Source organism: Bacteroides sp. An279 (genome assembly GCF_002159615.1).
Taxonomy (GTDB): domain Bacteria; phylum Bacteroidota; class Bacteroidia; order Bacteroidales; family Bacteroidaceae; genus Phocaeicola; species Phocaeicola intestinalis.
In genome coordinates, this window is the sequence record NZ_NFJA01000012.1 from 1 (window position 1) to 25,819 (window position 25,819).

At 46.9% G+C, this 25,819-nt stretch carries 16 protein-coding genes and 2 tRNA genes; 14 read left to right on the forward strand and 4 right to left on the reverse strand.

Annotated elements, in window-relative coordinates; translation table 11 throughout:
- Window positions 1-297: 297 nt before the first annotated feature.
- Both B5F78_RS03780 and B5F78_RS03785 read right to left on the reverse strand, forming a co-directional pair.
- Window positions 298-371: transfer RNA gene (locus B5F78_RS03780), tRNA-Met, on the reverse strand.
- A 49-nt stretch (window positions 372-420) separates the two neighbouring features.
- Window positions 421-494, reverse strand: a tRNA-Met gene (locus tag B5F78_RS03785).
- Window positions 495-818: 324 nt separating this feature from the next.
- Here B5F78_RS03785 and B5F78_RS03790 point away from each other — a divergent pair.
- The 5 genes from B5F78_RS03790 to B5F78_RS03810 all read left to right on the forward strand — a co-directional run bounded on the left by B5F78_RS03790 (window position 819) and on the right by B5F78_RS03810 (window position 6,413).
- Complete coding sequence (locus B5F78_RS03790) at window positions 819-1,199, forward strand: START-like domain-containing protein (RefSeq protein WP_087406066.1); 381 nt, start codon at window positions 819-821, stop codon at window positions 1,197-1,199.
- Window positions 1,200-1,279: 80 nt separating this feature from the next.
- Window positions 1,280-3,181: an LptF/LptG family permease gene (locus tag B5F78_RS03795; RefSeq protein WP_087406067.1), complete on the forward strand. Its 1,902-nt coding sequence runs from the start codon at window positions 1,280-1,282 to the stop codon at window positions 3,179-3,181.
- Between the two features lie 12 nt (window positions 3,182-3,193).
- Complete coding sequence (locus tag B5F78_RS03800; RefSeq protein WP_022039863.1) at window positions 3,194-4,408, forward strand: bifunctional 3,4-dihydroxy-2-butanone-4-phosphate synthase/GTP cyclohydrolase II; 1,215 nt, start codon at window positions 3,194-3,196, stop codon at window positions 4,406-4,408.
- Window positions 4,409-4,440: 32 nt separating this feature from the next.
- On the forward strand, window positions 4,441-5,148 hold the full coding sequence (locus B5F78_RS03805) for a Bax inhibitor-1/YccA family protein (protein ID WP_087398187.1): 708 nt from the start codon (window positions 4,441-4,443) through the stop codon (window positions 5,146-5,148).
- A gap of 71 nt (window positions 5,149-5,219) precedes the next feature.
- Window positions 5,220-6,413 carry a pyridoxal phosphate-dependent aminotransferase gene (locus tag B5F78_RS03810; RefSeq protein WP_087406068.1) on the forward strand — a complete coding sequence of 398 codons (1,194 nt, stop codon included), beginning with the start codon at window positions 5,220-5,222 and terminating at the stop codon, window positions 6,411-6,413.
- A gap of 169 nt (window positions 6,414-6,582) precedes the next feature.
- Here B5F78_RS03810 and B5F78_RS03815 read toward each other — a convergent pair whose 3' ends face one another.
- Complete coding sequence (locus B5F78_RS03815) at window positions 6,583-8,799, reverse strand: alpha-galactosidase (protein ID WP_087406069.1); 2,217 nt, start codon at window positions 8,797-8,799, stop codon at window positions 6,583-6,585.
- Between the two features lie 151 nt (window positions 8,800-8,950).
- Between B5F78_RS03815 and B5F78_RS03820 the strand changes: the two genes are divergently transcribed.
- The 3 genes from B5F78_RS03820 (at window position 8,951) to B5F78_RS03830 (ending at window position 13,715) form a co-directional block, all read left to right on the forward strand.
- On the forward strand, window positions 8,951-9,748 hold the full coding sequence (locus B5F78_RS03820) for a M48 family metallopeptidase (protein ID WP_087406087.1): 798 nt from the start codon (window positions 8,951-8,953) through the stop codon (window positions 9,746-9,748).
- 125 nt (window positions 9,749-9,873) lie between these two features.
- Window positions 9,874-12,675, forward strand: a complete 2,802-nt coding sequence (locus B5F78_RS03825; RefSeq protein WP_087406070.1) for a glycoside hydrolase family 2 TIM barrel-domain containing protein — start codon at window positions 9,874-9,876, stop codon at window positions 12,673-12,675.
- 152 nt (window positions 12,676-12,827) lie between these two features.
- The gene (locus tag B5F78_RS03830) at window positions 12,828-13,715 is read left to right on the forward strand and encodes a helix-turn-helix domain-containing protein (RefSeq protein WP_087406071.1); all 888 of its coding nucleotides are present in this window, start codon (window positions 12,828-12,830) and stop codon (window positions 13,713-13,715) included.
- Here B5F78_RS03830 and B5F78_RS03835 read toward each other — a convergent pair.
- Window positions 13,669-13,926 (reverse strand): hypothetical protein, encoded by a 258-nt coding sequence (locus B5F78_RS03835; protein ID WP_162608477.1) that lies wholly within the window; start codon window positions 13,924-13,926, stop codon window positions 13,669-13,671. The genes B5F78_RS03830 and B5F78_RS03835 overlap by 47 nt on opposite strands.
- A 333-nt stretch (window positions 13,927-14,259) precedes the next feature.
- Between B5F78_RS03835 and B5F78_RS03840 the strand changes: the two genes are divergently transcribed.
- The 6 genes from B5F78_RS03840 to B5F78_RS03865 all read left to right on the forward strand — a co-directional run bounded on the left by B5F78_RS03840 (window position 14,260) and on the right by B5F78_RS03865 (window position 25,520).
- On the forward strand, window positions 14,260-15,588 hold the full coding sequence (locus tag B5F78_RS03840) for a glycoside hydrolase 5 family protein (RefSeq protein WP_087406073.1): 1,329 nt from the start codon (window positions 14,260-14,262) through the stop codon (window positions 15,586-15,588).
- A 211-nt stretch (window positions 15,589-15,799) separates the two neighbouring features.
- Window positions 15,800-19,018, forward strand: a complete 3,219-nt coding sequence (locus tag B5F78_RS03845; RefSeq protein ID WP_430746818.1) for a SusC/RagA family TonB-linked outer membrane protein — start codon at window positions 15,800-15,802, stop codon at window positions 19,016-19,018.
- Window positions 19,019-19,037: 19 nt separating this feature from the next.
- Window positions 19,038-20,759 carry a RagB/SusD family nutrient uptake outer membrane protein gene (locus B5F78_RS03850; RefSeq protein ID WP_087406074.1) on the forward strand — a complete coding sequence of 574 codons (1,722 nt, stop codon included), beginning with the start codon at window positions 19,038-19,040 and terminating at the stop codon, window positions 20,757-20,759.
- Between the two features lie 19 nt (window positions 20,760-20,778).
- Window positions 20,779-22,116 (forward strand): glycan-binding surface protein, encoded by a 1,338-nt coding sequence (locus B5F78_RS03855; protein WP_087209467.1) that lies wholly within the window; start codon window positions 20,779-20,781, stop codon window positions 22,114-22,116.
- Between the two features lie 17 nt (window positions 22,117-22,133).
- On the forward strand, window positions 22,134-24,152 hold the full coding sequence (locus tag B5F78_RS03860) for an IPT/TIG domain-containing protein (RefSeq protein ID WP_087406075.1): 2,019 nt from the start codon (window positions 22,134-22,136) through the stop codon (window positions 24,150-24,152).
- 21 nt (window positions 24,153-24,173) lie between these two features.
- Complete coding sequence (locus B5F78_RS03865) at window positions 24,174-25,520, forward strand: glycosyl hydrolase (protein WP_087406076.1); 1,347 nt, start codon at window positions 24,174-24,176, stop codon at window positions 25,518-25,520.
- The last annotated feature ends 299 nt before the right edge of the window (window positions 25,521-25,819 follow it).

Sequence of the window (25,819 nt, forward strand, 5' to 3'; positions counted from 1 at the left end):
CCGCTCCTGTTCTTCGTCAGATAGCCCGCTATCTTCCTCATCACAGAAGCGAAAATGCCTCAAAAACTCATCCCAAATCATCGCACGATAAATTCAAAACAGCTTCTGACTTTAAATGCCAATGAAAAGTAATATATACTGCATCCGCAGTTTCAGTGCATTGAAACTGCCAGAACAGATAACTGCATCGGCAAACGCAGTATATATTACTCTCAGATACTATTTCTTTTTGGCATCAAATACAGACAAACAGACATAAAAAAAAAGGCTACCCCGAACGAGTCAGCCTCTTTTCTGTAGCGGGACCCGGGATTGAACCGGGGACCTCATGATTATGAATCATGCGCTCTAACCAGCTGAGCTATCCCGCCATACAACCGCCAGGCGTGGAAGCCACCCAACGGTCAAATCATTACTTAGTAGCGGGACCCGGGATTGAACCGGGGACCTCATGATTATGAATCATGCGCTCTAACCAGCTGAGCTATCCCGCCATCTTTTCGATTGCGGGTGCAAAGGTAAAACATCTTTTCGACATACGCAACATTTTCGCCCATTTTTCTTTTGTTTTCCTCCACATCTTTTGCACATCTTTTTCACTTCTTTTTTACCTCCAAAAGCTAAATCCACGTACAATGCATTCATATCCAGCCATATGCGAAATCCATATTATCACGTATATCATCAAAACGGAAAATACGCAAAAGAGAAAAGCGAAAAATAATAGACGATTCATTATGTAGTGTACAAAAAATTAGTTTAATTTGCGCCCGTTATTTTAATTCATAACTTTAACAAAGAAAAGCCTGAAACTATCTATGAAAAAGAAAATAAAGATAGAATATACGTTAGCTCCTGCATCAAGCACTATTTTATGGAACGCCATCAGCACTCCACCCGGATTAAGCCGTTGGTTTGCCGATAACGTAACCAGACTTAACAAGACATTTATGTTCAAATGGGGAAAGACCGAAACCAGAGAAGCCGAAATAACCAATTTCCGGACCGAATCATTCATCCGTTTTCACTGGAAAGACGATGAGCCACGCACCTATTTCGAACTAAAAATTTATTACAATGAACTAACCACAGACCTTTCACTAGAAGTGACAGACTTTGCCGAACCCGGTGAAGAAGATGACGTTATCAACCTATGGGACTCTCAAATTGAAGTGCTAAAACGGACGTGCGGTATATAATTTTCTAAAAATATACAAAACATCATGCTCCGCGTTGTTTTTTATGCTACTTTTGCAAGCTGACAACCATATATTAAGGAATGCTACGCATAAAAAAACTAGATATATTCGTATTGAAGAGCTTTTTACTGCTCTTTTCTGGGACGTTTTTCATCTGTCTGTTTATCTTCATGATGCAATTTCTATGGAGGTACGTAGACGAGTTAGTAGGAAAAGGATTAGAGATTAATGTTCTAGCCCAATTTTTCTTTTATTCAGGTCTGACATTGATTCCCCTGTCGCTTCCTCTGGCCATCCTACTGGCTGCACTCATGACATTCGGAAACTTTGGTGAGCGGTACGAACTGTTATCCATGAAGGCAGCAGGCATCCCCCTACTCCGTATCATGCGGCCAGTCGTACTGTTCTGCATGTTTCTGGGAGGCATGTCATTCTTTTTCCAGAACGAAATCGGTCCGCGTGCCCAAAAGCAACTATGGACACTCTTGGTTTCCATGAAGCAAAAATCTCCTGAAGTAGACATACCGGAAGGAGTATTTTATAGTGATATCGACGGTTATAACATTTATGTCAAGCACAAAGACCGGGAGACAGGTATGCTGAAAGACGTGTTAATATACAACTTTTCCGATGGATTCGAAAATGCACATATCATCTGGGCGGAAGAAGGAAAGTTGGAACTGACCGCCGACAAGCAGCACCTTTTCCTTCATTTGTATAATGGTGAACAATTTGAGAACCTGAAATCCCAATCTGTCATTTCACGTAACGTCCCCTACCGCCGCGAATCATTCAAGGAAAAGCATACGCTTATCCAGTTTGACTCTGATTTCAACATGGTGGACGGTAGTTTCCTCGACCAACGCTCGGATATCAAGAATATGCGGGAAATCTCCCAGGCTATTGATTCGTTGGAAATACACGCCGACAGTGTAGGACGCGCTTACTTCAACGATGTCATTAACTCTACTTACAAGACACCGGTACTGACCAAAGCCGATTCTACCAAATTGGAGAAACTGAACGTGGCATACCTGAATACTGACAGCATCTTCAATTCCATGACTTCGCAAGAAAAGTCTCAAACATTGAGCAAGACGGAAAACAGGATTTCCTCGTTGGCATCCGACTGGGAGATGAAAAGCTTTATGAGCAAAAGTACGGACGGAAATATCCGTTCGCACCGTTCCGACTGGCACAAGAAAATCACTCTTTCGTTGGCTTGTATCATCTTTTTCTTTATCGGAGCGCCGCTGGGAGCCATTATCCGCAAGGGCGGACTGGGTATGCCGGTCGTGATATCCGTGCTGATTTTTGTGGTGTATTACATTATCGACTCGGGCGCGACCCGTATCGGGAAAAGCGGCGAGATGAATGTGGCGCTGGGTACCTGGATGAGTACACTCGTGCTGGCACCCGTAGGAGCGTTCTTCACTTATAAGTCAAACAAAGATTCGGTGGTGTTCAATATTGACACGTATGCGGCGTTTTTCCGCAAGGTGTTTGGCATCCGCTTGTCGAGACACCTGTTTAAGAAAGAAGTGATTATCCATACACCCGAATACCGGAAAGATGTCGAGGCGCTGGAACACATCAGCGCATTGTGTGAAGACTATATGCGTATGCATCGGTTGAAAGGATTGCCTAATTATATCAAGCTATTCATGAACAACAAGCCGGACGATGCCATCGCTGATATCAGCAGGCAAATGGAAGCGGTGATAGAGGAACTCTCGAATTCGAAAGATCCAATCTTGCTGAACGCGATGAACAATTATCCTTTCCTGGCGGTTAAGGCTCATAAGAGTCCGTTCGGGAACCGCTGGCTTAACTTGGCGTTAGGTATCGTGGTACCTGCAGGATTGTTGGTGTACCTTAATATCTGGCGGTTCAGGCTACGGCTGGAGAAAGATTTAAAAAACATTATCCGGACCAACGGACAGGTTATACAACAAATAAAAGACCAACATTATTATTCATAACAATAACGCATTATGGACAAGATAAAGCTAAATACCGTAGAAGAAGCCATTGAGGACTTCCGTAAAGGAGAATTTGTAATCGTAGTAGATGATGAAGACCGCGAAAATGAAGGCGACCTTATCATTGCAGCCGAGCTGATTACGCCTGAAAAAGTGAACTTTATGCTGAAACATGCCCGCGGGGTGCTTTGTGCGCCGATTACGATGTCCCGATGCAAGGAGCTCGACCTTCCGTGCCAGGTAATCAATAACACATCGGTTTTAGGGACTCCGTTTACGGTGACTATCGATAAGCTGGAGGGATGTACTACAGGAGTTTCGGCTGCCGACCGTGCCGCTACCATCCGTGCGCTTGCCGACCCGGCATCGGTTCCTGAAACTTTTGGCCGTCCCGGACATATAAACCCGCTTTATGCGCAAGACAAAGGGGTGCTCCGCCGTGCGGGACATACCGAAGCAAGTATCGACCTCGCCAAGCTGGCAGGGCTTTATCCCGCGGCTGCTTTGATGGAAGTGATGAACGAGGACGGTACGATGGCACGCCTTCCCGAACTGCGCCAGATGGCGGACCAATATGGGTTTAAGCTGATATCGATTGCCGACTTGATAGCCTATCGTTTGAAGCAAGAGTCGCTGGTAGAGCGGGGTGTGGAGGTAGACATGCCTACCGGATACGGACATTTCCGCCTGATACCTTTCCGCCAGAAAAGCAACGGCCTGGAACACGTGGCGTTGATAAAGGGACACTTCGAGCCTGATGAACCCGTATTGGTGCGTGTACATTCGTCGTGTGCTACGGGCGACATTTTCGGTTCTTTGCGTTGCGATTGCGGAGAACAGCTTCATAAAGCCATGCAAATGATAGAAAGAGAAGGCAAAGGTGCCGTTATCTACCTTATTCAGGAAGGACGTGGCATCGGATTGATGGAAAAAATGAAAGCCTACAAGCTCCAGGAAGAAGGCATGGACACCGTAGACGCCAACATCTGCCTCGGACACCAAGCCGATGAACGCGACTATGGAGTAGGCGCACAAATCCTGCGTGAGGTAGGCATTCACAAGATGCGTCTGCTTACCAATAATCCTGTAAAACGGGTGGGACTGGAAGCCTACGGATTGGAAATCGTGGAGAATGTGCCCATCGAGGTCACACCTAACGTTTACAACGAACGTTACCTGCATACGAAGAAAGACCGCATGGGACATACGTTGCATTTTAAGAATTAGAATTGAAAATCAAAAATTAAAAATTGATGATTATGGAAACAAATGATTTGGCAAAAGTGTACGCGTCTAAAGCAAAGGCCGTACAAGCTACACTGATGCGCAATGTCTACACATGGATGACATTGGCGCTGGTCATTACCGGATTGGTATCTTTATACGTGGCAAAATCATACACGTTACTCTCGATGATTGTCGAAAACCGGATGCTCTTCTGGGGGCTTCTGATAGCTGAAATAGGATTGGTCATCTATCTTTCCGCACGCATCCACCGGATTGCTTTCAGCACCGCTACCCTGCTTTTTATCGCCTACTCCATTCTGAACGGAGTCACACTCGCCTTTATCTTTATGATATACACCATGAGTTCCATTGCCACCACATTCTTTGTTACGGCAGGTACCTTTGGCGTAATGGCACTCTATGGCTATGTAACCAAGAAAGACTTGAGCCGTATCGGAAATATCTGCATCATGGCACTGATCGGACTTATCATTGCTTCACTGGTCAACTTGTTCCTGCATAACTCAATGATGGATTTAATCATTTCGGGTATCGGTGTGTTGATTTTCACGGGGCTTACGGCTTATGATTCACAAAAAATCAAGCAGCTATTAACAGGAGAAGACATAGCGATAAATGATACCACCCAAAAGATTGCCCTGATGGGTGCCATGACACTCTATCTCGACTTTATCAATCTTTTCTTGTATTTACTTCGGTTCTTAGGCGACAGAAAGTAATAAATGTTTTTATATGTCATAAAAAATGCTTTATTTTGCACCGATTTTGAACTAAAATTAAAAAGAAGAATATGAATCAACTTTCAGAACGTTTAAACAGTTTGTCACCCTCGGCTACGCTGGCTATGTCGCAAAAGAGCGGCGAGCTTAAGGCTCAGGGCGTAGATGTAATCAACATGAGTGTCGGCGAACCCGACTTCAACACTCCCGACCATATCAAGGAAGCCGCTAAAAAAGCGATTGACGAAAACTATTCGCGCTATTCTCCTGTAGCCGGTTATCCCGCATTGCGAAACGCCATTGTAGAAAAACTGAAAAAAGAAAACGGACTGGAATATACAGCAGCCCAAATCAGTTGTGCCAACGGTGCCAAGCAGTCGGTATGCAACACGATTATGGCTTTGGTAAACAAAGGAGATGAAGTCATTGTCCCTGCTCCTTATTGGGTAAGCTATCCTGAAATGGTGAAGCTGGCGGAAGGTACTCCCGTCATTGTGCGTGCGGGTATCGAGCAAGACTTCAAGATTACTCCCGAACAACTGGAAGCGGCTATCACTCCTAAGACGCGCGCCCTGATTCTTTGCTCGCCTTCGAACCCTACCGGCTCGGTATACAGCAAGAAAGAACTGGCGGGACTGGCTTCGGTATTGGCTAAGCACGAGCGTGTCATTACCATCGCCGATGAAATCTATGAGCACATCAACTACATCGGCAAACACGAAAGCATCGCCCAGTTCAGCGAAATCAAAGACCGTGTGGTTATTGTCAACGGCGTATCGAAAGCGTATGCCATGACGGGCTGGCGTATCGGATTTATCGCCGCTCCCGAATGGATTGTGAAAGGTGTCAACAAGCTTCAGGGACAATATACTTCTGGTCCGTGCTCTGTATCACAGAAAGCAGCCGAAGCCGCTTACACTGGCACACAGGCTCCGGTAGAAGAAATGCGCCAAGCATTCGAACGCCGTCGTGATTTGATTGTCAAACTGGCGAAAGAAATTCCGGGATTTGAAGTAAACGTGCCCGAAGGTGCTTTCTACCTCTTCCCGAAATGCGATTCGTTCTTCGGTAAGAAAGACGGTGACCGTGTTATCAACAATGCGGAAGATTTGGCGATGTATCTGCTTGAGGTAGGCCATGTAGCCTGCGTAGGTGGTACTTCATTCGGTGCGCCTGAATGTATCCGCATGAGTTACGCCACTTCCGATGAAAACATCATCGAAGCCATGCGCCGCATCAAGGAAACAGTGGCAAAACTGAAATAAAAAGTTTTCCAAGAAACTGTTTTGAATTACTACAAAAAGTTTTTCTTAGCTTAATGTGTTCGTCTTGTGCGTACTTTGGGCGATAAATTCAAAACGATTTCTAACTAAATAAAGAACCGGGAATAAAGAATAACGATTTGTTTATTCTTCATTCCCGGTTCTTTATTTTTTACTGTTCTGCTACCAAATACAGCACCCGGCTGGCATAATCATTCAGCTTGTGATAGTCCACCTTATGCGTGTAAGGGATTTCCAAACCGTTTTCCATCAAGAACTTGCCCGAATACGATTTCCCTTCGAACGGGAGAGGCTCGTTATCGATACGGTTCAACTCTTTGACCCGATACATCTTCGCCGGGTCGAGACCTGCCATGCGCATACGAGGCAAATGCTGGTTATAAAACGTTTCCATTTTCCACCAATAGAATACCGCCTTGTCTTTCTCGGGCGAAGTGTACATCAGAGATGCCACACCCAAGCGGTCGTAGGGAGAAACCAGACGGTAGATATCCCCGAACTGCACTACGGGACGAATCATCTTGTAATCGGCTATTGCCTTCCGGCAAATCTCCTTCTCCTCCTCGGTCATGTTCTTTGGCTGGATTTCCATGCCCAGACGCCCGCTCATCGCCACATCGATGCGGTATTTGATAGGAACGGTACGGAAGACCTGATGATTGGGAGCCGAACTGATGTGGGACGCCATGGCAATCGCCGGAAAGAAATACGAGGTGCCCCATTGCATGTAAATGCGCTGGAGGGCATCGGTATTGTCGCTCACCCAAAACTCGTCGAACCAAGGCAAGTACCCCCAGTTGGCACGTCCTCCACCGCTGGCACAAGCCTGGATAGTAAGGTCAGGATATTTGGCACGGATACGGTTGCATACACTCTCGAAGCCACGATGATACTCGATGTACATGTGGCTCTGGTTATCATGGGTCAGGTAATTCGAACCGTGGTTCATAATCGCCATATTGGCGTCCCACTTGATATACTCGATTTCGGGATACTTGCTCATCAGGTCATCCACCACGCCGAACACGAAATCCTGCACTTCGGGATTGCCGAGGTCAAGTACAACCTGCGTTCCGCCACGTCCCAATACCGGATCGCGCTGGGGAGCTTTCACTATCCATTCGGGATGCTTCTCGTAGAGTTCGCTCGTAGTATTCGACATTTCCGGTTCTATCCAGATACCGAATCCCACATGATGTTTCTTCGCGTCACGGAGCAATCCCTCAATGCCTTCAGGAAGCTTACGGGTATCTACCACCCAGTCGCCCAACGAAGAATTATCGGTATTGCGCTGGTACTTGCCTCCGAACCATCCGTCATCCATCACAAACAATTCGCCGCCCATTGATTCGATGTCCGCCATCATCTGTTCCATGCCTTGCTGGTTGATGTCGAAGTAAACACCTTCCCAGCTATTGAGCAGGATTTTGCGAGGCTTGTCTCCATGCGCCAGCTTATAAGTGCGTCCCCAGCGGTGAAAGTTCCGGCTGGCTCCGCTCAACCCTTCGTCCGAATAAGTAAGGGCAAGCACCGGAGTCTTGAACGTCTCGCCTTTCTGCAAATGATACATGGAATTATCTTCATTGATACCGGCAAAGAACTGGTGGTATTCGCTATCATCGGTGTCAATACGGAGCTTATAATTTCCTGTATAGCAAAGTGCCGCACCAATGGTCCGCCCTACGTTTTCCTGTGGACGCCCGTCGAGCGAGAACATCACTTCGGCATGTGCCGTATGCGAATTGCGCACCCCGTCCTTGTTCTTTATCACTTTCATGCCCGGCTCCAACGGTTCCTGAACCAAACGCCCTTCGTTCGCCCACGAACCATACAGGCTGGAGAGCCATACATTGCCCCTGCGAATGGGCAGGTAAGCCGAAGCGAACTGGTTGAGCACTACGGGTTTCTTTTCTTCGTTCGTTATTTCGGTCCAGGTCTCAATGATGTCCACATCCTGATAAGCCCGGTAACATACGTTGACATAAAATGGATACACCTTATCTTTCAAGCGGACAGAAACTTCCTTTGTCTTATCCCCATCGGTCGTAGCCACGCTTTCCACCACCAGCTGGGTTGACATGTTCCCGTCGGCATGGCATACCGAGAGCGCCGTTTCTGCCGGAGTATTCATTCCATACACCGGATAAGCGGCATGATTGCACGTACGCACCGCATCAATCTGTTTCAGGTCCGCATCGCCCAGCTTCGTACCATAATATACATATTTCAATTCTCCCCCTTGCGGTGCATCAATCACCAGCGAGGTTTCGGGAGTAGAGAGTCGCACAAGTTGCTCTTGCGCCCATACACCGGAAGCGAAAAGCGAAGCTCCGGCAACTAATAAGACTTTAGCTTTCATGTTTTTCATGATGAGTTGTTTTAAATGATATCAATGCAAAAGTAGGCATATTCCACCAATGCGAATGATACTGTTTTATCTTTTTCATTACAGATAGTGCGGATTATTACAGAAAATGCTATATATTTGCTGAAAGAAACCTTAAAACGAATTACGGATGATGAAACAACTGCATTTCACCTTGCTCTTGCTTGCCGCCCTCCTGCTGGCAGGCTGCTCTACCGTCCCCCTGACCGGACGGAAGCAAATGCTTTTGGTATCGGATAGCGAAGTGCTGTCCTCCAGTCTTACCCAATACAACGACTATATCAAGTCGGCTAAGAAATCAGCCAATGCCGCACAAACCGCCATGGTGGTACGGGTAGGGAAAAAGATAGCCTCCGCCACCGAAGCCTACCTGCGCGCGAACGGCATGGCATCGGAAATCCAGAACTTCGCGTGGGAATTCAATCTCATACAAGACCCGCAAGTGAACGCTTTCTGCATGCCGGGCGGCAAGATTGTAGTTTATGAAGGACTGATGAAGCTGGTCTCGTCCGATGACGAACTGGCGGTAGTGGTAGGACATGAAGTGGCACATGCCGTAGCAAAGCATAGCAATGAACGCCTGAGCCAACAAGTAATGGCGCAATATGGTGCGAATATCCTCAATTCGCTGGTAAGCGACAAGAGTTCTGCGGTGCAAAAGGTTGCAGGCACGGTTTACGGCATCGGCGCACAATACGGCATGATGCTTCCCTTCTCGCGCAAACACGAATCGGAAGCAGACTATATGGGGCTGGTATTCATGACCATGGCTGGATACAATCCCGATGTAGCCGTCGGATTCTGGCAAAAGATGTCGGCAGGAAGCGGAGGGTCTGTACCCGAGTTTATGAGCACACACCCCAGCGATGCCACCCGTATCGCCGATATCCGGAAAGAACTGCCGGGCATCAAGGCGAAATATGGCAAATGATGAACATTTACTATTTGACAATTTACAATTTACGATTTACGATTTATCCCCTAATCCTATTTTGTACATTGCAAATAGAAATGAAATAAATTGTAAATTGTAAATCGTAATTTGCTAAATTGTAAATGAAACAACTCTTTCTTTCACTCGCTGCCATGCTTTGCGCTTTGTGCGCACAAGCACAAGAGAGAGCCTTCCTTCCTCTGTCGGGCATCTGGGAAAGTTCGTTAGGCACTTGCCGGCTTCCGGGCACCACCGATGAAAACAAATTAGGCAATCCGGCACAGGCACCTTACGTTACCACCCAACTGACCCGGCTCCATTCGTATAGCGGACAAGTCACCTACGAGCGCGACTTCACCTTGCCCGAAGGATTTGCCGGAAAAAAACTCCGCCTGATTATGGAACGCACCAAGCCCAGCACGCTTTGGATAGACGGAGACAGCATCGGAAGCTTCTCACACCTCTATGCCCCTCATTGTTATGAACTTCCTTCCCTGAAACCAGGCAAGCACCATATTGTCCTGCGTATAGACAATTCTGAAACATCAGTACCGAAAGAAATACAAAGTTCACATGCTTGGACCGATGCCACACAAACCAACTGGAACGGTATCTTAGGCAAATTCGGGATAGAAGCCTACGATACACCTTATATAAATAAGGTACAAGTCTACCCATCTGTATCTGAAAAATGCGCCCGCATAACATTGGAGGTATGGTCCGACTATCCCTGTTCAGCAATTGTCAGTATCCAAGGAAAAGCATGGAATACCCCTACTACACACGTGCTTCCCACCTTCGAGAAAAACATAACCTTGCAACAGGGTGCCAATTCGTTTACCTTTACACTTGGCATGGGAGAGTCTCCGCTGCTATGGAGCGAATTTCATCCTGCCTTGTATGGACTGGACATTGCACTTAACAACGGGCACTCACACGACCAGCAACACATAGATTTCGGAATGCGTGAATTCGGTACAGAAAACACGCAATTTGTTTTAAACGACAAGAAAATATTGCTTCGCGGCAAACACGATGCCTGCGTCTTTCCTCTTACCGGATATACACCAATGGATGTGGAAACATGGCGCAACATATTCCGCATAGCCAAACGATATGGCATCAATCACTACCGGTGCCATTCGTACACTCCTCCCGAAGCAGCCTTGAAAGCAGCCGATATAGAAGGTATCTATTTCCAAGTGGAACTTCCACTTTGGGGAGCCATACAGCGTAACAATATATCGTTGAACACATTCCTGAAACGAGAAGGCAACATGATATTGGACTGGCTGGGCAATCATCCTTCGTTCATGATGCTGGGACTAGGCAATGAGCTGCACGGAGACATTGACGTAATGCGCGAGTGGCTTGACGAGTTCCGCCGGAAAGACCTACGGCACTTGTATTGTTTCGGTTCGAACAACAATCTGGGTTGGCAAGGTCCGCAAGATGGAGAAGACTTTTTCGTAACGTGCCGGGTAGGCGGAGGCGAAGGATATTCGACTCATGTACGCTCTTCCTTCGCATACGTGGATGCAGAAAAGGGAGGCATCCTGAACAACACCCGTCCCAATACAACCGCCAATTATGCACAAGCCATTGCCCAGTGTCCCCGTCCCGTAGTGGGACACGAGACCTGCCAGTTCCAGATTTATCCCGACTTCCAGCAAATTGCGAAATACAAAGGCGTGCTGTATCCATACAATCTGGAAATATTCCGTAACCGGCTGAAAGAAAATCACCTATACGACCAAGCCGAAGCCTTCCATCGTGCTACGGGACATTTCTCTGTGGCATGTTACAAAGCCGATATCGAATATGCCCTGCGCACACCCGGCTTCGGAGGTTTCCAAATGCTCGACCTGCAGGATTACCCCGGACAAGGCTCGGCACTGGTAGGCATACTTGACGCCTTTATGGAAAGCAAAGGCATTATAGACCCCGAAACCTTCTACGGATTCTGTGCACCGGTAGTCCCTCTGGCAGAGATGAAAGACTTCTGCTGGCGGAACACCCAAACCCTTCAGGTACGTGTAGCCCTTTCGAATTACGAAGAAAACGACTGGAACACCCCTATCCGCTGGCAATTGATATCAGATGACGGGACGTGGGAAAAGAAAGGCACACTCTCCTACTCCGCACCGCAAGGAAATGTCACGCCCATAGGAAACATCGAGCTTCCCCTCAACGAACTGAAGACCGCGCAACGCCTGACCCTGAACTTACAGACAGGAAGATACCACAATTATTACCATCTTTGGGTGTACCCCGATGAGCAGGAAAGTACAGAAGGAATTTACATCGATTCCCTACTTAACAAGCAGGTGAAAGCCAAGCTGGCAAAGGGAGAAACCGTACTCTTGCTTCCCCGCCACAAGGACATCGGGAAACAAAGCGTAGGAGGCATGTTCACACCCGATTATTGGAACTATGCCATGTTCAAGACCATATCGGAAAATGCAGGCAAAGAGGTTTCGCCGGGTACGATGTCGATATTGACAAATCCCGCACATCCCTTATTCCGCCACTTCCCTACCGAAGAGCATAGTGACTGGCAATGGTGGAGCATCACCCGGAATTCGCGTCCGATGATACTGAACCACACAGACAAGGCATACCGCCCCGTAGTGCAAGTCATTGATAACATCGAACGGAACCACAAACTGGGTATTGTCTTCGAGTTCCGCATCGGAAAAGGAAAGCTTCTGGTATGCACCACCGACCTCAATGCCATTAAAGGCACACCCGAAGGAAACCAGTTCCGCACCGCCCTGCTCCGCTATGCAAAGTCGGCACAATTCCAGCCCGACACCGTATTGACATGGGAAGAACTGACCCGGCTTTTCACCGAGGACATCATCCAACGAGATATACAAGGAGTAAAGAATCAATCAGACTATAGTTCGAATGTGCCAATGTGAGAATGTGCCAATGTGAGAATGTGCTAATGTGACAATGTGCCAATGTGAGAATGTGCTAATGCGACAATGTGCTAATGTGACAATGTGCCAATGTGAGAATGTGCTAATGTGAGAATGCATTGGCTCATTAGCAAATTAATAAATTTAAGACCATGATAGTAAAAGACAAAAACGTTATCCGCGAAATTACTCCTCTTTCGGAAAAAGACTGCTTCTACATTGCCGACCGAAGGAAAAGCGAATTCACTTATCCGATGCATTTCCACAAGGAATTCGAACTGAACTTCGTAATCAATGCCCCCGGAGTACAACGCATCGTAGGCGACTCTGCAGAAATCATCGGCGAATACGACCTGGTACTCATCACCAGTCCAGATTTGGAGCATGTATGGGAACAACATGATTGCAAAAGCAAGGACGTTCGGGAAATCACCATCCAGTTCTCACCCCAATTCATGAAAACTTTACTCAGCACCAATCAATTCGACCGCGTCATGAAAATGTTCGACAAGGCACAAAACGGACTGAGTTTCCCCATGCAAGCCATTATGAAAGTCTATGCCCTGATAGACGAACTGCCCGACACGAAAGGTTTCTATGCCGTGACTCGCTTCCTTACCCTTTTATATGAACTTTCCATGTTCACCGAAGAAGCACGCGTGCTATCCAGTTCTTCGTTCGCGAAAATCCAACAACACTCAGACAGTCGCCGAGTGCAGAAAGTACAAGACTATATCAACCAGCATTACAAAGAAGAAATCCGGCTGAACCAACTGGCAGATATGGTCGGAATGACCGAAGTATCGTTCAGCCGCTTCTTTAAACTCCGCACGGGCAAAAATCTGTCCGATTACATCATTGACATCCGTCTGGGACATGCCACACGCATGCTGGTAGACTCCACCATGAGCATCGCAGAAATCTGTTACGAATCAGGATTCAACAACCTTTCCAATTTCAACCGCATCTTCAAAAAGAAAAAACTGGCATCCCCTAAAGACTTCCGGGATAATTACAAGAAGAAACGGATTCTGATATAGAACTGTTTTGCATGTACCGTATGCCGATTGGGAAGAGTTGTTGAGAAGCTGTTTTGAATTTCTCCAAAAAGTTTTTCTTGGCTTGATGTATCCGTTTTCGTGTGTGCTTTGGGCGATTTTTTGGTCCTTTTCGCTCCTGTTCTTCGTCAGATAGCCCGCTATCTTCCTCATCACAGAAGCAAAAATGCCTCAAAAACTCATCCCAAATCATCGCACGATAAATTCAAAACAGCTTCTGAAAGGCTTCACCGTACTTCACATTCCAGTCCTCTTAAAATCCTAAGGTGCAAGGACTGCAGTCCTACCCTATATAGGACTGCAGTCCTATTCCAATGGGACAGCAGTCCTGACTCGGTAGGACTCTTTACGCAATAAACTGCCTCCGCCCGTCAATCATTTCTATTCGTCTGCGTAAAGCATCTTTCCCTGTTATCCACCACTCCTATTTCATCAAAAATATCATCTTTTTATAGAATCGGATAAAATAGTATCAATTTCGTATTTCCGTATAGGCTATATTTGCAAAAAACAAATCTAATAGCTTATGTGGAAACAAATAATTTTATCCGTTTTAATTTTACCAGCGTTCCTCATCGGTTGTACATCCACACCGAAAGAGGTGTCTTCACCATTTATTCAAGTCAAGAACGGACAGTTCATCCGTAACGGACAACCTTATTATTATATAGGAGCCAACTTCTGGTACGGTGCCATCCTTGCCTCGGAAGGAACGGGAGGCAACCGCGAACGCCTGCACCGGGAACTCGACTTCCTGAAAGCCATCGGCGTGGACAACCTGCGCATCCTGGTCGGATCGGACGGAAAGCGAGGCGTCCCCACCAAAGTGGAACCGACCCTGCAAGAAGCTCCGGGCATCTATAATGATACTATTCTGGCAGGATTAGACTACTTATTGGCAGAAATGGAAAAGCGTGACATGCTGGCGGTGCTCTATCTGAACAATTCGTGGGAATGGAGCGGAGGATACAGCCAGTACCTCGCTTGGGCAAGAGGAGACAAGGCTCCCGTGCCTGCCGTAGACGGATGGCCCGCCTTCATGAACTATGTAAAAGAGTTCGTGGTATCAGACAGCGCACAAGCATTGTTTGCCAATCACGTGAAATACATCCTCACCCGTACCAACCGGTACACCCACCGGAAATATACAGACGACCCGACCATCATGTCGTGGCAAATCGGGAACGAACCCCGTGCTTTCGCTTCCGACTCTATCCATAAAGCAGCCTTCGCCAAGTGGATGAGCAAGACTTCTTCCCTTATCCGCTCGCTTGACCCGAACCATCTTATTTCTACAGGAAGCGAAGGCAAACACGGATGTGAAGAAGACATTGCCCTCTTCGAGAAAGTCCATGCCGATACAAACATCGACTACATGAACATCCACATCTGGCCCTACAATTGGGGCTGGGCACCGAAGGACAGCCTTCAAGAGAATCTAGAAAAAGCCTGCACAAACACGCAAGCCTATATCAACGAACATCTGAATATAGCAAAAAAGTATCAGAAACCGCTTGTACTGGAAGAGTTCGGCTATCCGCGTGACAGTTTTCAATTTGGTAAAAACATATCAACCCATGCCCGTGACGGGTATTACAAGTGTATCTTTGATTTAATAGTTAAACACGCAACCCATCAAAGCCTGTTGGCTGGTTGCAACTTCTGGGGCTGGGGCGGTTTAGCCGTTCCCTCCTCGGAACATGTTTTCTGGCAGCCAGGGGACGATTATACAGGCGATCCCGCCCAAGAAGAACAAGGGTTGAACTCGGTTTTCGCATCCGACTCCAGTACGATAAGCCTTATCCATACGGCAAATAAAGCATTGCTGCACAAGTCAGAAACTTCTTCGAAATAAATATTACGAAGGTGTATCAAGATTGATAAAATTATATTAGTTTATCCGTCAAGTATGCGGTAATTTTGCCAATGACAAAAAACGGTACGGCATAGTTACCGGCATACAGACGGCATACTATAATGTAACCTTAACTATTAACAATTCATCCTAATTTATCATGAACAAACATGCAAAAAGAACTGCATTTGCGGCAGGAATCTGTTTATCCATGATGTGGATAAGCGGTCCCCAAGCCATGGCAGCTTCCACCGAGTTCTACGCCTCCCAGCAGGCTCACTCAGTGTCAGGTGTCATCATCGATGCAACGGGACTTCCCGTCATCGGAGCGAACGTACTCGAAAAGGGTACAACAAATGGTGTCATCACTGATTTGGACGGTAAATTCACCTTAAACGTGAAACCAGGTTCCACATTGGTCATCTCTTACATTGGTTATGTAACTCAAGAAATCAAAATCACTAACCAAAAAAACTTGAACATTACACTAGAAGAAGATTCGGAAACATTGGATGAAGTCGTAGTGGTAGGCTACGGTACAATGAAGAAGAGCGACCTTTCGGGTGCTTCGGTATCGATGGATGAAAATGACTTGAAAGGGTCTATCATTACCAACCTTGACCAGTCTCTTCAAGGACGTGCGGCAGGTGTGACCGCTGTTACGACCTCGGGAGCTCCCGGTTCGTCTTCCTCGATCCGCATCCGTGGACAAGCCACCATCAATGCCAATGCCGAACCGTTGTACGTAATTGACGGCGTCATTGTACAAGGTGGTGGACAAAGTGGTGCCGATTTTGGTCTGGGTGACGCTTTAGGAAACGGTTCTGTATCCACCATTTCTCCTTTGTCGACCATCAACCCTGCCGATATCGTAAGCATGGAAATCCTGAAAGACGCTTCGGCTACAGCCATCTACGGTGCACAAGGTGCAAACGGTGTCGTATTGATTACCACAAAACGAGGCAAGGCAGGTGAAGCCAAATTCACGTATGACGGCATGGTAGCCGTACAACGTCAAACCAAACGCCTGGATTTGATGAACCTGCGCGAATATGCTAACTTCTACAATGACTTCGTGAATGTGGGAGAAGAAACAGAAAGCGCATACCTGTCCGACCCCAGTTTGTTGGGCAAAGGTACCAACTGGCAAGATGCCATTTTCCAGACCGCTTTGCAACACCAGCATCAGGTAAGTGCACAAGGAGGTTCGGACAAAGTGCAATATTACGTATCCGGTTCGTACATGGATCAGGAAGGTACTATCATCGGCAGTGACTTCAGCCGATTCAGCGTGCGTACCAACTTGGACGCACAGCTAAAGAAATGGTTGAAATTGGGCTTAAGCGCTACTTACTCCAGTACAGACGAAAGCTTGAAATTGGCGGACAGTAACCAAGGTCTGATATACTATTCACTGACCACTATTCCCAGTATACCTATTTATAATGTAGACGGAAGCTATTCTTCTATCTCCCAAGAAGGCTACACCAACCCCAACCCTGTGGCGTTGGCTTTGATGGACGATATCTTGCTGAACCGTCAGAAATTGACGGGTAATATATTTGCCGAAGTCACGCCTATCAAGAACCTGGTATGGCATGCCGAATTAGGTTACGACATCAGTGCCAGTAAAGCAGACCGTTACCAACCTATGGTAAATTTGGGCACATGGGTGCGTGATTCAAATTCAAGCAGCATCCAAAAGAACAGCTCCACTTTCTGGCAACTGAAAAATTACCTTACCTATAATGGTAATATTGACAAGCATAACTTCACAGTAATGCTTGGACAAGAATGTTGGAAATCAGACTATAACTATTCCAGTGTGGCAAATACAGACTTGCCTTCTGACGCTGTGCACAATCCGGCTTTGGGGGACGGTACCCCCACAATCGGTTATGGATTCGGGAACTCTTCCATGGCTTCCTTCTTTGCACGTGGCACTTATAATTACGATGACCGTTATCTTGCCACTTACACTTACCGTTACGACGGTTCATCCAACTTCGGTCCAGAGAACCGATGGGCAGGCTTCCACGCCATTGCCGCTTCCTGGCGTTTCTCTAACGAAAAGTTCTTCGAACCAATACGCAATGTCATCAACAATGGTAAACTACGTATCGGATGGGGACAGACCGGAAATGCCAACATCGGAGGTTACTTATGGGGATCAGCCATTTCCATCATGCCTACCGGACTGGGGATGAGTTACCGCCCGTCCAATATTGCCAACACCGGTATCAAATGGGAATCACAAGAACAGATTAATGTCGGTTTGGATTTAAGCTTTTTCAATGACCGTATCAATCTGACCATAGACTGGTATAAAAAGGAATCAAAGGACATGCTAATGCAATTGCAGCTACCTTCCTATATGGGTACAAGCGGAAACGTTTCTTCCGCCTTGGCTGCACCTTGGGGAAACTACGGACATATCCGCAATACAGGTGTGGAAATATCGTTGAACACACATCCGTTAATCGGCGCATTCCAATGGGATTCTGATTTTCAAATTTCGGTAAACCGCAACAAGTTAGTAGCGTTATCGGGAACCAGTGCCGCCCAAATCGTAGGATATGGACAATGGTCGGACGTAGTTACCGTTACCAATGTAGGCGAATCGCTTTATAACTTCTACGGCTATGTAACAGATGGCGTATACAAAGATCTGGAAGATCTGCAAACCTCTCCGAAACCTGCCAACAGCTATCCTTCGAACGGCGTATTCAACAAAAACAATACGGTATGGGTAGGTGACATCAAATACAAAGACCTGAACGGCGACGGTATCATTGATGAAAATGACCGTACAAACTTAGGTTCTCCACTTCCTAAATTCACCTTCGGATGGACCAACACGTTCCGTTATAAGAATTTCGACCTTTCGTTATTCATCAACGGTTCAGTAGGAAACAAAGTGTACAATTACTTAAGCATGACACTGACACACATGAACTCCACGTGGACCAACCAGCTGACGTCTGTAAACAACCGTGCCCAACTGGCACCTATCGACGCCTCAAAAGACTATTCAAATGGAGTAAACGTAAATGGTACAACCGTATGGCACTGGTATGACGATGTAACCAATGTCTATGTGACAAATCCCAACACCTCTACGCCCCGTGCCACAATCAATGATCCGAACGACAACGACCGTGTCAGCGACCGTTACATCGAAGACGGATCGTATGTCCGCTTGAAAAACATCACGTTAGGATATACTTTCCCAAAACGTCTGATAAGCAAATGGGGCATTGAGAACCTGCGTCTCTACGCCAATCTGCAGAATTTAGTGACCATCACAGGCTATAGCGGATATGACCCTGAAATCGGTGTAAGCACATCCAGCGCCAACGTTATGGGTCTGGATAATGGACGTTATCCGTCGCCTACAGTCTATTCATTTGGTTTGAATGTCACTTTTTAATCACTAAATCTTGAAAAATATGAAATTCAATTATCTCAAATACGGTATATTGGCTGTTGTATTGGCAGCAGGCACTTCTTCTTGCGAAGACTTCCTTGACAGACCGACCATAGACAATTACAACACGGACAATTATTATGAAACGGACGACCAATGTATTTCGGGCGTAAATTACTTGTATAACTCACCGTGGTATGACTTCCAACGCGGTTTCATCAAAGTTGGTGAAGTTCTTTCCGGAAACTATTACTGGAGCAATAGCCCCTACCTGACTTTTACAGTAAACGGAACAGATGAAGACCTTGTAAACATGTCTTATTCATTGTGGGCGGTCATCGGACATACAAACACAGTCTACGACCTCTTGCAAGAAAGTCCTGCATCCGAATCGGTCAGAAACCAATGCATGGGCGAATGCCTCACATGGAAAGCGTTGGCATACTTCTATCTGGTACGCACTTTCGGTGACGTACCTATTATCCACAACAATACAGAAGAACTGGTAAACGGCACTTACAATGAAAAGTACAAGGTGCAAAAAGCAGATGTATATGAATACATCATCATGACACTGGAAAAAGCGATGGAACTGTTGCCACGTTCGAGCAGTGCAGGCCGTATAGATTACTATTGCGCCGAAGGATTAATGGCAAAAGTATATCTGACCAAAGCCGGCGTAACGGGAACACTGAATGCCGAAGACCTACAAAGGGCAGCCACGTATGCCAAAGATGTCATAGACAATTCCGGACGTAGCCTGCTGACTAATTACAGCGATGTATTCCGGCTTGCCAACAATACGAACGAAGAAAGCCTGATAGCATGGCGTTGGACGGCTGAAGGCAACCAATGGACTTCACAAAACACGTTACAGTCAGACTTGGCCATCGACGGATTCGATGAATTCGGAGATTGCTGGGGCGGTTGGAACGGCATGTCGGTAGATTTGCAAGAAGCTTTCGGGGTAAGACTACTGGAACAAACCCCTGACGCTTGGATCAATGGCACAGACACCCGCCGTCAGGCTACCATGATGTTGCCCGGTGACACATACAGCTATTTCTGGCAAGACAAAGGTGGATTTGATTATCTCCGGTTTATTTACGACACCGATTACAATGCCGGAGCAGGGACATTGCAGTCTGCTACGGGTTCCAACACCGTAAAACACCTGTACGGTAACGCACAAGACCACGTAAGTGGTGCCGGACACTCTGCCGCTTATATGAAAAACAGCCTTGCCACCCATGTATTAAGGTTGTCTGATGTTTATCTGATTTATGCAGAAGCCATGATGGGAACAGCCCGTTCTACCTCTGACGCTTCAGTTATCGACGCTTTTTATGAAGTACGCCACCGTGCACAGTCTACTTATACACGCCCTACTTCCATTACTTGGGAAGATGTATGGAACGAACGTCGGTTGGAACTGGCTATGGAAGGCGACCGCTGGTATGACTATGTACGTGTAGCTTACTACAATCCCCAATTCTGCATCAATGAATTGAGAAATCAAAAGCGCAATTCGTTCTTCGGGCTGGATGATCTTTATGAAGCCTACTATAATACAGGGAACTGGACGGTAGACGAAACGGCAATGCGCTATGATGACAGCGTCGCCGCCCCCAATGTGACAGAAAGCAGCTTTACCCTTCCGTTCCCGACCGAAGACGTAGTATTCAATCCGCATTTGATGGAAGATCCGATTCATGAAGATGTACGTAGCCTGTATAGTTATTAATCTTAAAAACGCATAGATTATGAAATTACAAAATAAAATACCATTCAGCCTCTTTTGCCTGATAGCTCTTGTAGCGAGCTTTTCTATGGCATCCTGCGAAGACGAACCGGACAAGTACGAAGTAGCAGACGGCTTGCCCACAGTCCGTTACATCCGCTCTCCGTATGCAGTTTCAGCAGATTCACTGATTACGGAAGCCAGCACAGGAACAACCATTTGCCTGGTCGGCGAAAACCTGCGCAGCATTTATGAACTTTACTTCAATGATGTTCAGGCCATCTTGAACAGCAGTTACATGACAGACAATACAGTCATAGTAGATGTGCCCCAAAGCATCCCGACTGAAGTTTCCAATAAAATGTATATGGTCACCCGGAACGGTGAAACCGTGGAATACGATTTCAGTGTAACGGTTCCCGCACCTACCCTTACAACCATGTCGTGTGAATACGCTCCAGCAGGATCAGAAGTCACTATTACTGGAAACTACTTTGTCGATGACCCCAATGTTCCGCTTAGCGTAGTATTCCCCGGCGACATAGAAGTGACCGAATTTACCAACATCTCGCAAAGCTCCATCAGCTTCATCATGCCGGAATGTACCGAAGAAGGAGCTATAGATGTAACTACCATTTACGGAACCACGACCTCTGCTTTCCACTATTTAGACACACGTGGCATGTTGTTTGACTTTGATGGCATGACGGGTTTGGGCAATCATGGATGGCACGACCGTACCATAACTTCTGACGAAACATCCATCACCGGCAACTTTGTCCAATTAGGAGATGGCAACACCACGCTGGATGCGGCAGGCGGTTGGAACGACAGCCAGTTCGCTTTTGAATACTGGCCGGGAAGCTGGAATACTCCGACCGATTATCCTGAAGGTGAAGGAATACGCCTGTACGATTTAGCGGATTTCTCTGATTACACCAACATGAGCATCAAATTCGAAATGTATATTCCGTCAAGCAATCCGTGGAGTTCAGGTGCCATGCAGGTAATCTTTGCCGGTACCGACCTTGTGACTTACGGCAATGGCGGAACAGATATCTACGGAAACGCAATTGCAGGACCGAACAACACCTATTTCCAAAACGACGAACTGCCACGTGCCCTTTACCGTCCTTGGACTACGACTGGTTCTTATCACACAGATGACCAATGGGTAACCGTTTCATTGCCTATTTCATCGAACTTCATTTACGGATTTAACGGCGGAACAGCTACCGGTACGCTAAGCGCGGATGATTTTGCCAGCCTTGTCATCTTTGTCACTGGCGGCGGAGTAGAAGGAACAGAATGTACACCTTTAATTAAAATAGACAACATCCGTGCCGTACCCAACAGATAACATAAAACAATAGCACCATGAAGAATGTAAATAAAATAAAGACACTGTTGCTCTCATGCCTGGTCCTGTTAGGATTGTCAGCATGCGACAACGATGATTTGAGCACCCAACAGTATACTGGGGGAGTAAGCTTGAATGTATATGGTCCGCAACCCGTAGTACGTGGAGGGACATTACGTTTTCTGGGTTCGAATCTTGACCAAGTGACACAAGTAATCATTCCGGGAGTCAATCCCATTACGGATATAGATGTCCGCCAGTCGGGCATACCCAGCGAAATATGGGTACAGGTTCCGGTAGACGGTCCGGAAGAAGGTTATGTCACACTGGTAACCGCAAATGGGGAAGAAATCACAACACTTACCCAACTGACCTACGAAGAACCTATTGTTTTCGAAGGATTCTCTCCAGCTTCCGCCATGCCGGGAGAAACCATCACCATTACGGGAGATTACCTCAACCTGATTCATGAGGTGATTTTCGCCGAAGAGGTGGCTGTACCTGAAGAGAATTTCATTTCACACGACCGGTATCAAATACAAGTAGTTGTTCCCGACTCGGCCCGTACAGGAGAAATCATCTTGAGCGATGGAGCGGAAGAACTGCCCAACTGGATTTACTCGGAAGAAGAGCTGGAAGTAGGCACACCTACTGTCACCTCCATAACGACCGACACCCGGTTTAAAGCAGGAGAACGATTAAGCATCAACGGTACGGCATTGAGCCTGGTGGATTATGTACGCTTCGAAGGGGCGGAAGTTCCGTCTGCTGCTTTGGCAGAAGACGACAAGGAGCCGTTCAACGTCAATGAAAACGGTACCAACCTGACATTGACTTTACCGGCAGAAGCCGCTTCGGGAACGGTTGAACTGGTATTGCGTTCGGGCGTAACAGTCACAGCATCCCAACATTTCGAAGTCGTTGTGCCAACTGATATCACTGTAACAACCTCACGCATCAAAGCCGGAAATGCCCTTGCCTTATCAGGTAATGATTTGGATTTGGTCACCTCATTGTCTTTCCCCTCAAACGAAGAAGGGACAACTATAGACGGAGGCGAATTTACGGTAGCTGCAAACAGTTTGACACTAAACACAGTTCCCGAAACAGCTATCGATGGCAACCTTTCGCTGAACATGGCAAACGGCATGAGCGTAGCTGTGCCCTACACATTGGTTAAACCTACCGTTACTTCTTATTCTGCCAATCCGGTCAATGCTGGGGAAACCCTGACCTTGACAGGTACAGACTTAGACTTGGTTACAGGAGTCAGCATTGGCGGCGGAAGTACAGCTACCCCCATTGAAGGAAGCACAGAGAGCAACCTGACAATTACTGTCCCGATGGATTCGCAAAGCGGACCCGTATCCTTGATACTGGCAAACGGCACCTCGGTAGAAAGCGGCACCTTGAATGTAAACGAAGCCGTATTCTGCTACATAGCCAACATGCCCGAAGAAGACATCGTGGTGGGCACAATCTGCCAAGTAGAGATAGCCAACGGCGACAGATTGACCGAAGTGCAAGTAGACGGAACATCCGTCAACTACATTGTAAACGGCAACAACCTGTTATTCAATGTACCGACTACGGCTGGAAGCAACAGCACCGTGAAACTGATTTCATCGAACGGTGAAATTGAATACACGTTCCCGTTCGTTTCTGGAGTAGCAGAAGAAACAGTAATCTGGACCGGAAATTTCGATTTAGGCAACTGGGCAAACGGCATGCAAGATCTGGCATGGGGCGGATATGACTTTTCTGCATTACAAGCCGGGAATACAATCATCGTCTACTTCACACAAGATGCCACAGCTTCGTCATGGCAACTGAAACTGGGCAGAGGAAGTGACTGGAGCACGTTGCCCGACTTCCAAGAATATGCCGGAGGTGGAGATGCAACCGACCTAACGGCAGGAGCAACAAGTTTTTCATACCAGTTAGGTGCCAATGATGTCAACGAAATCTTAACCAACAATGGATTAATCTTCCAAGGTGCGAATGTGACCTTGACGCAAATATCCATCATATATTGAACCTTATAAAACGACAGAATTATGAAATTGAAAAATATAATCGGATTCTTGCTGCTTTCGATGGCATTCGTCACCGTTGCCTGCGATGACGATGTAGAATACACCATTACAGAGGTAGATGCCCCCGTATTGGTTTCTACTACCCCCGAAAACGGCTCTACCAACGTTTCGAGTGGCGATGTTACCATCAGCATCACTTACGACAAAAACGTGTTCTTCGCCAGCAGTTATGCGGATCAGCTTATCTTTACAGGCGGAACGGTGACGAGTGCAGATGTCATAGGAACCAGCCCCACATTGACCGTGAATGTAAACGTGCCTGAACGAGGAACACAATGCACACTGACCATTCCCGAAGGTCTGGTGACCGGACCGAATCAGATGCTGGCTCCCGAAGTAAGCGTAACGTTCACAACCACAGGACTTGATCAAAATCCGGTCTATACACTGACAGCCGAAGCGCAACGCGTGTACGACTTCTTACAAGAGAACTTCGAAACCCGCACCATTTCAGCTACAATGGCAAACGTGGCGTGGAACACCGAAAACGCCGAACAAGTCTACCAATGGACCGGACAATATCCGGCTATGAACTGCTTCGACTACCTGCACTTGGCTTCTTCACCTTCCAGCTGGATTGATTACTCGGACATCACACCGGTGAAAGAATGGTGGGACAACGGAGGCATCGTACTCGCCATGTGGCACTGGAACGTTCCAAAGACAGAAGGTGATACTGATACAAACAACTACACCTCAACCCTAAGCGAAACGGCATTTAACATGGACAATGCCTTTACCGAAGGAACGTGGGAATACCGTACCGTACAAGCTGACCTTGAAAAGATGGCAGGTTACCTCAAACTGTTACACGACGCAAACATTCCGGTCATCTGGCGTCCGCTGCACGAAGCTGCAGGAGGATGGTTCTGGTGGGGTAAGAATGCCGACAGCTTCAAAAAACTTTGGGTAGAAATGTTCAACTATTTCGAAGCACAAGGCTTGAACAACCTGATTTGGGTATGGACCAGCGAAACAGGCGATGCCGACTGGTATCCGGGTGATGCGTATGTAGATATTATCGGGCGCGACCTGTACGGCAACGATGCTGCCGACTGCGCTTCGCAATACCAAACCCTCATCAACGACTTCGGCAACAAGATGATTACGCTGAGCGAATGCGGTTATTCGGAATATACCGACTCTACGGTCGGACTGCTTTCTGAGCAATGGAACGCAGGTGCACGCTGGTTATGGTTCATGCCATGGTATGACTCCGACAACAGCACCACCCCACATGCCGACCAAACTTGGTGGGAAGACGCTATGAGCCAAGACTATGTCATCAAACGCGGAGAATTTAGATAAGCCTGTAGGTTTTTGAGTTCTTGAGTTTGTAAATTTGCAAACTCAAAAACTCAATAACTTATACTTTAAGCGGCATTGAAATATGCATATTGTAGATTGCCATCACCGTAGAGAAGCATGCGTTTTGATGAACATAAGTGACTCGACCGTTTAACATAAGTAACTCGACCGTTTAACATAAGTAACTCGCACGTTTCACATAAGTGAGTCGGCCATGTCACTTATGTTCGTCAACGGAGTCTTTTGACGTTCTGTGGCGACATCAACAAAATGCACAAATCCATACCGCGCATAATATA

Excerpts from the sequence above, each read along its gene's own strand:
- B5F78_RS03810 (WP_087406068.1), top strand. The coding sequence starts at position 5,220 with ATGAATCAACTTTCAGAACGTTTAAACAGTTTGTCACCCTCGGCTACG.
- B5F78_RS03795 (WP_087406067.1), top strand. The coding sequence starts at position 1,280 with ATGCTACGCATAAAAAAACTAGATATATTCGTATTGAAGAGCTTTTTA.
- B5F78_RS03840 (WP_087406073.1), top strand. The coding sequence starts at position 14,260 with ATGTGGAAACAAATAATTTTATCCGTTTTAATTTTACCAGCGTTCCTC.
- B5F78_RS03855 (WP_087209467.1), top strand. The coding sequence starts at position 20,779 with ATGAAATTACAAAATAAAATACCATTCAGCCTCTTTTGCCTGATAGCT.
- B5F78_RS03860 (WP_087406075.1), top strand. The coding sequence starts at position 22,134 with ATGAAGAATGTAAATAAAATAAAGACACTGTTGCTCTCATGCCTGGTC.
- B5F78_RS03830 (WP_087406071.1), top strand. The coding sequence starts at position 12,828 with ATGATAGTAAAAGACAAAAACGTTATCCGCGAAATTACTCCTCTTTCG.
- B5F78_RS03800 (WP_022039863.1), top strand. The coding sequence starts at position 3,194 with ATGGACAAGATAAAGCTAAATACCGTAGAAGAAGCCATTGAGGACTTC.
- B5F78_RS03805 (WP_087398187.1), top strand. The coding sequence starts at position 4,441 with ATGGAAACAAATGATTTGGCAAAAGTGTACGCGTCTAAAGCAAAGGCC.
- B5F78_RS03835 (WP_162608477.1), bottom strand. The coding sequence starts at position 13,926 with ATGATTTGGGATGAGTTTTTGAGGCATTTTTGCTTCTGTGATGAGGAA.
- B5F78_RS03825 (WP_087406070.1), top strand. The coding sequence starts at position 9,874 with ATGAAACAACTCTTTCTTTCACTCGCTGCCATGCTTTGCGCTTTGTGC.
- B5F78_RS03815 (WP_087406069.1), bottom strand. The coding sequence starts at position 8,799 with ATGAAAAACATGAAAGCTAAAGTCTTATTAGTTGCCGGAGCTTCGCTT.
- B5F78_RS03865 (WP_087406076.1), top strand. The coding sequence starts at position 24,174 with ATGAAATTGAAAAATATAATCGGATTCTTGCTGCTTTCGATGGCATTC.
- B5F78_RS03850 (WP_087406074.1), top strand. The coding sequence starts at position 19,038 with ATGAAATTCAATTATCTCAAATACGGTATATTGGCTGTTGTATTGGCA.
- B5F78_RS03820 (WP_087406087.1), top strand. The coding sequence starts at position 8,951 with ATGAAACAACTGCATTTCACCTTGCTCTTGCTTGCCGCCCTCCTGCTG.
- B5F78_RS03845 (WP_430746818.1), top strand. The coding sequence starts at position 15,800 with ATGATGTGGATAAGCGGTCCCCAAGCCATGGCAGCTTCCACCGAGTTC.
- B5F78_RS03790 (WP_087406066.1), top strand. The coding sequence starts at position 819 with ATGAAAAAGAAAATAAAGATAGAATATACGTTAGCTCCTGCATCAAGC.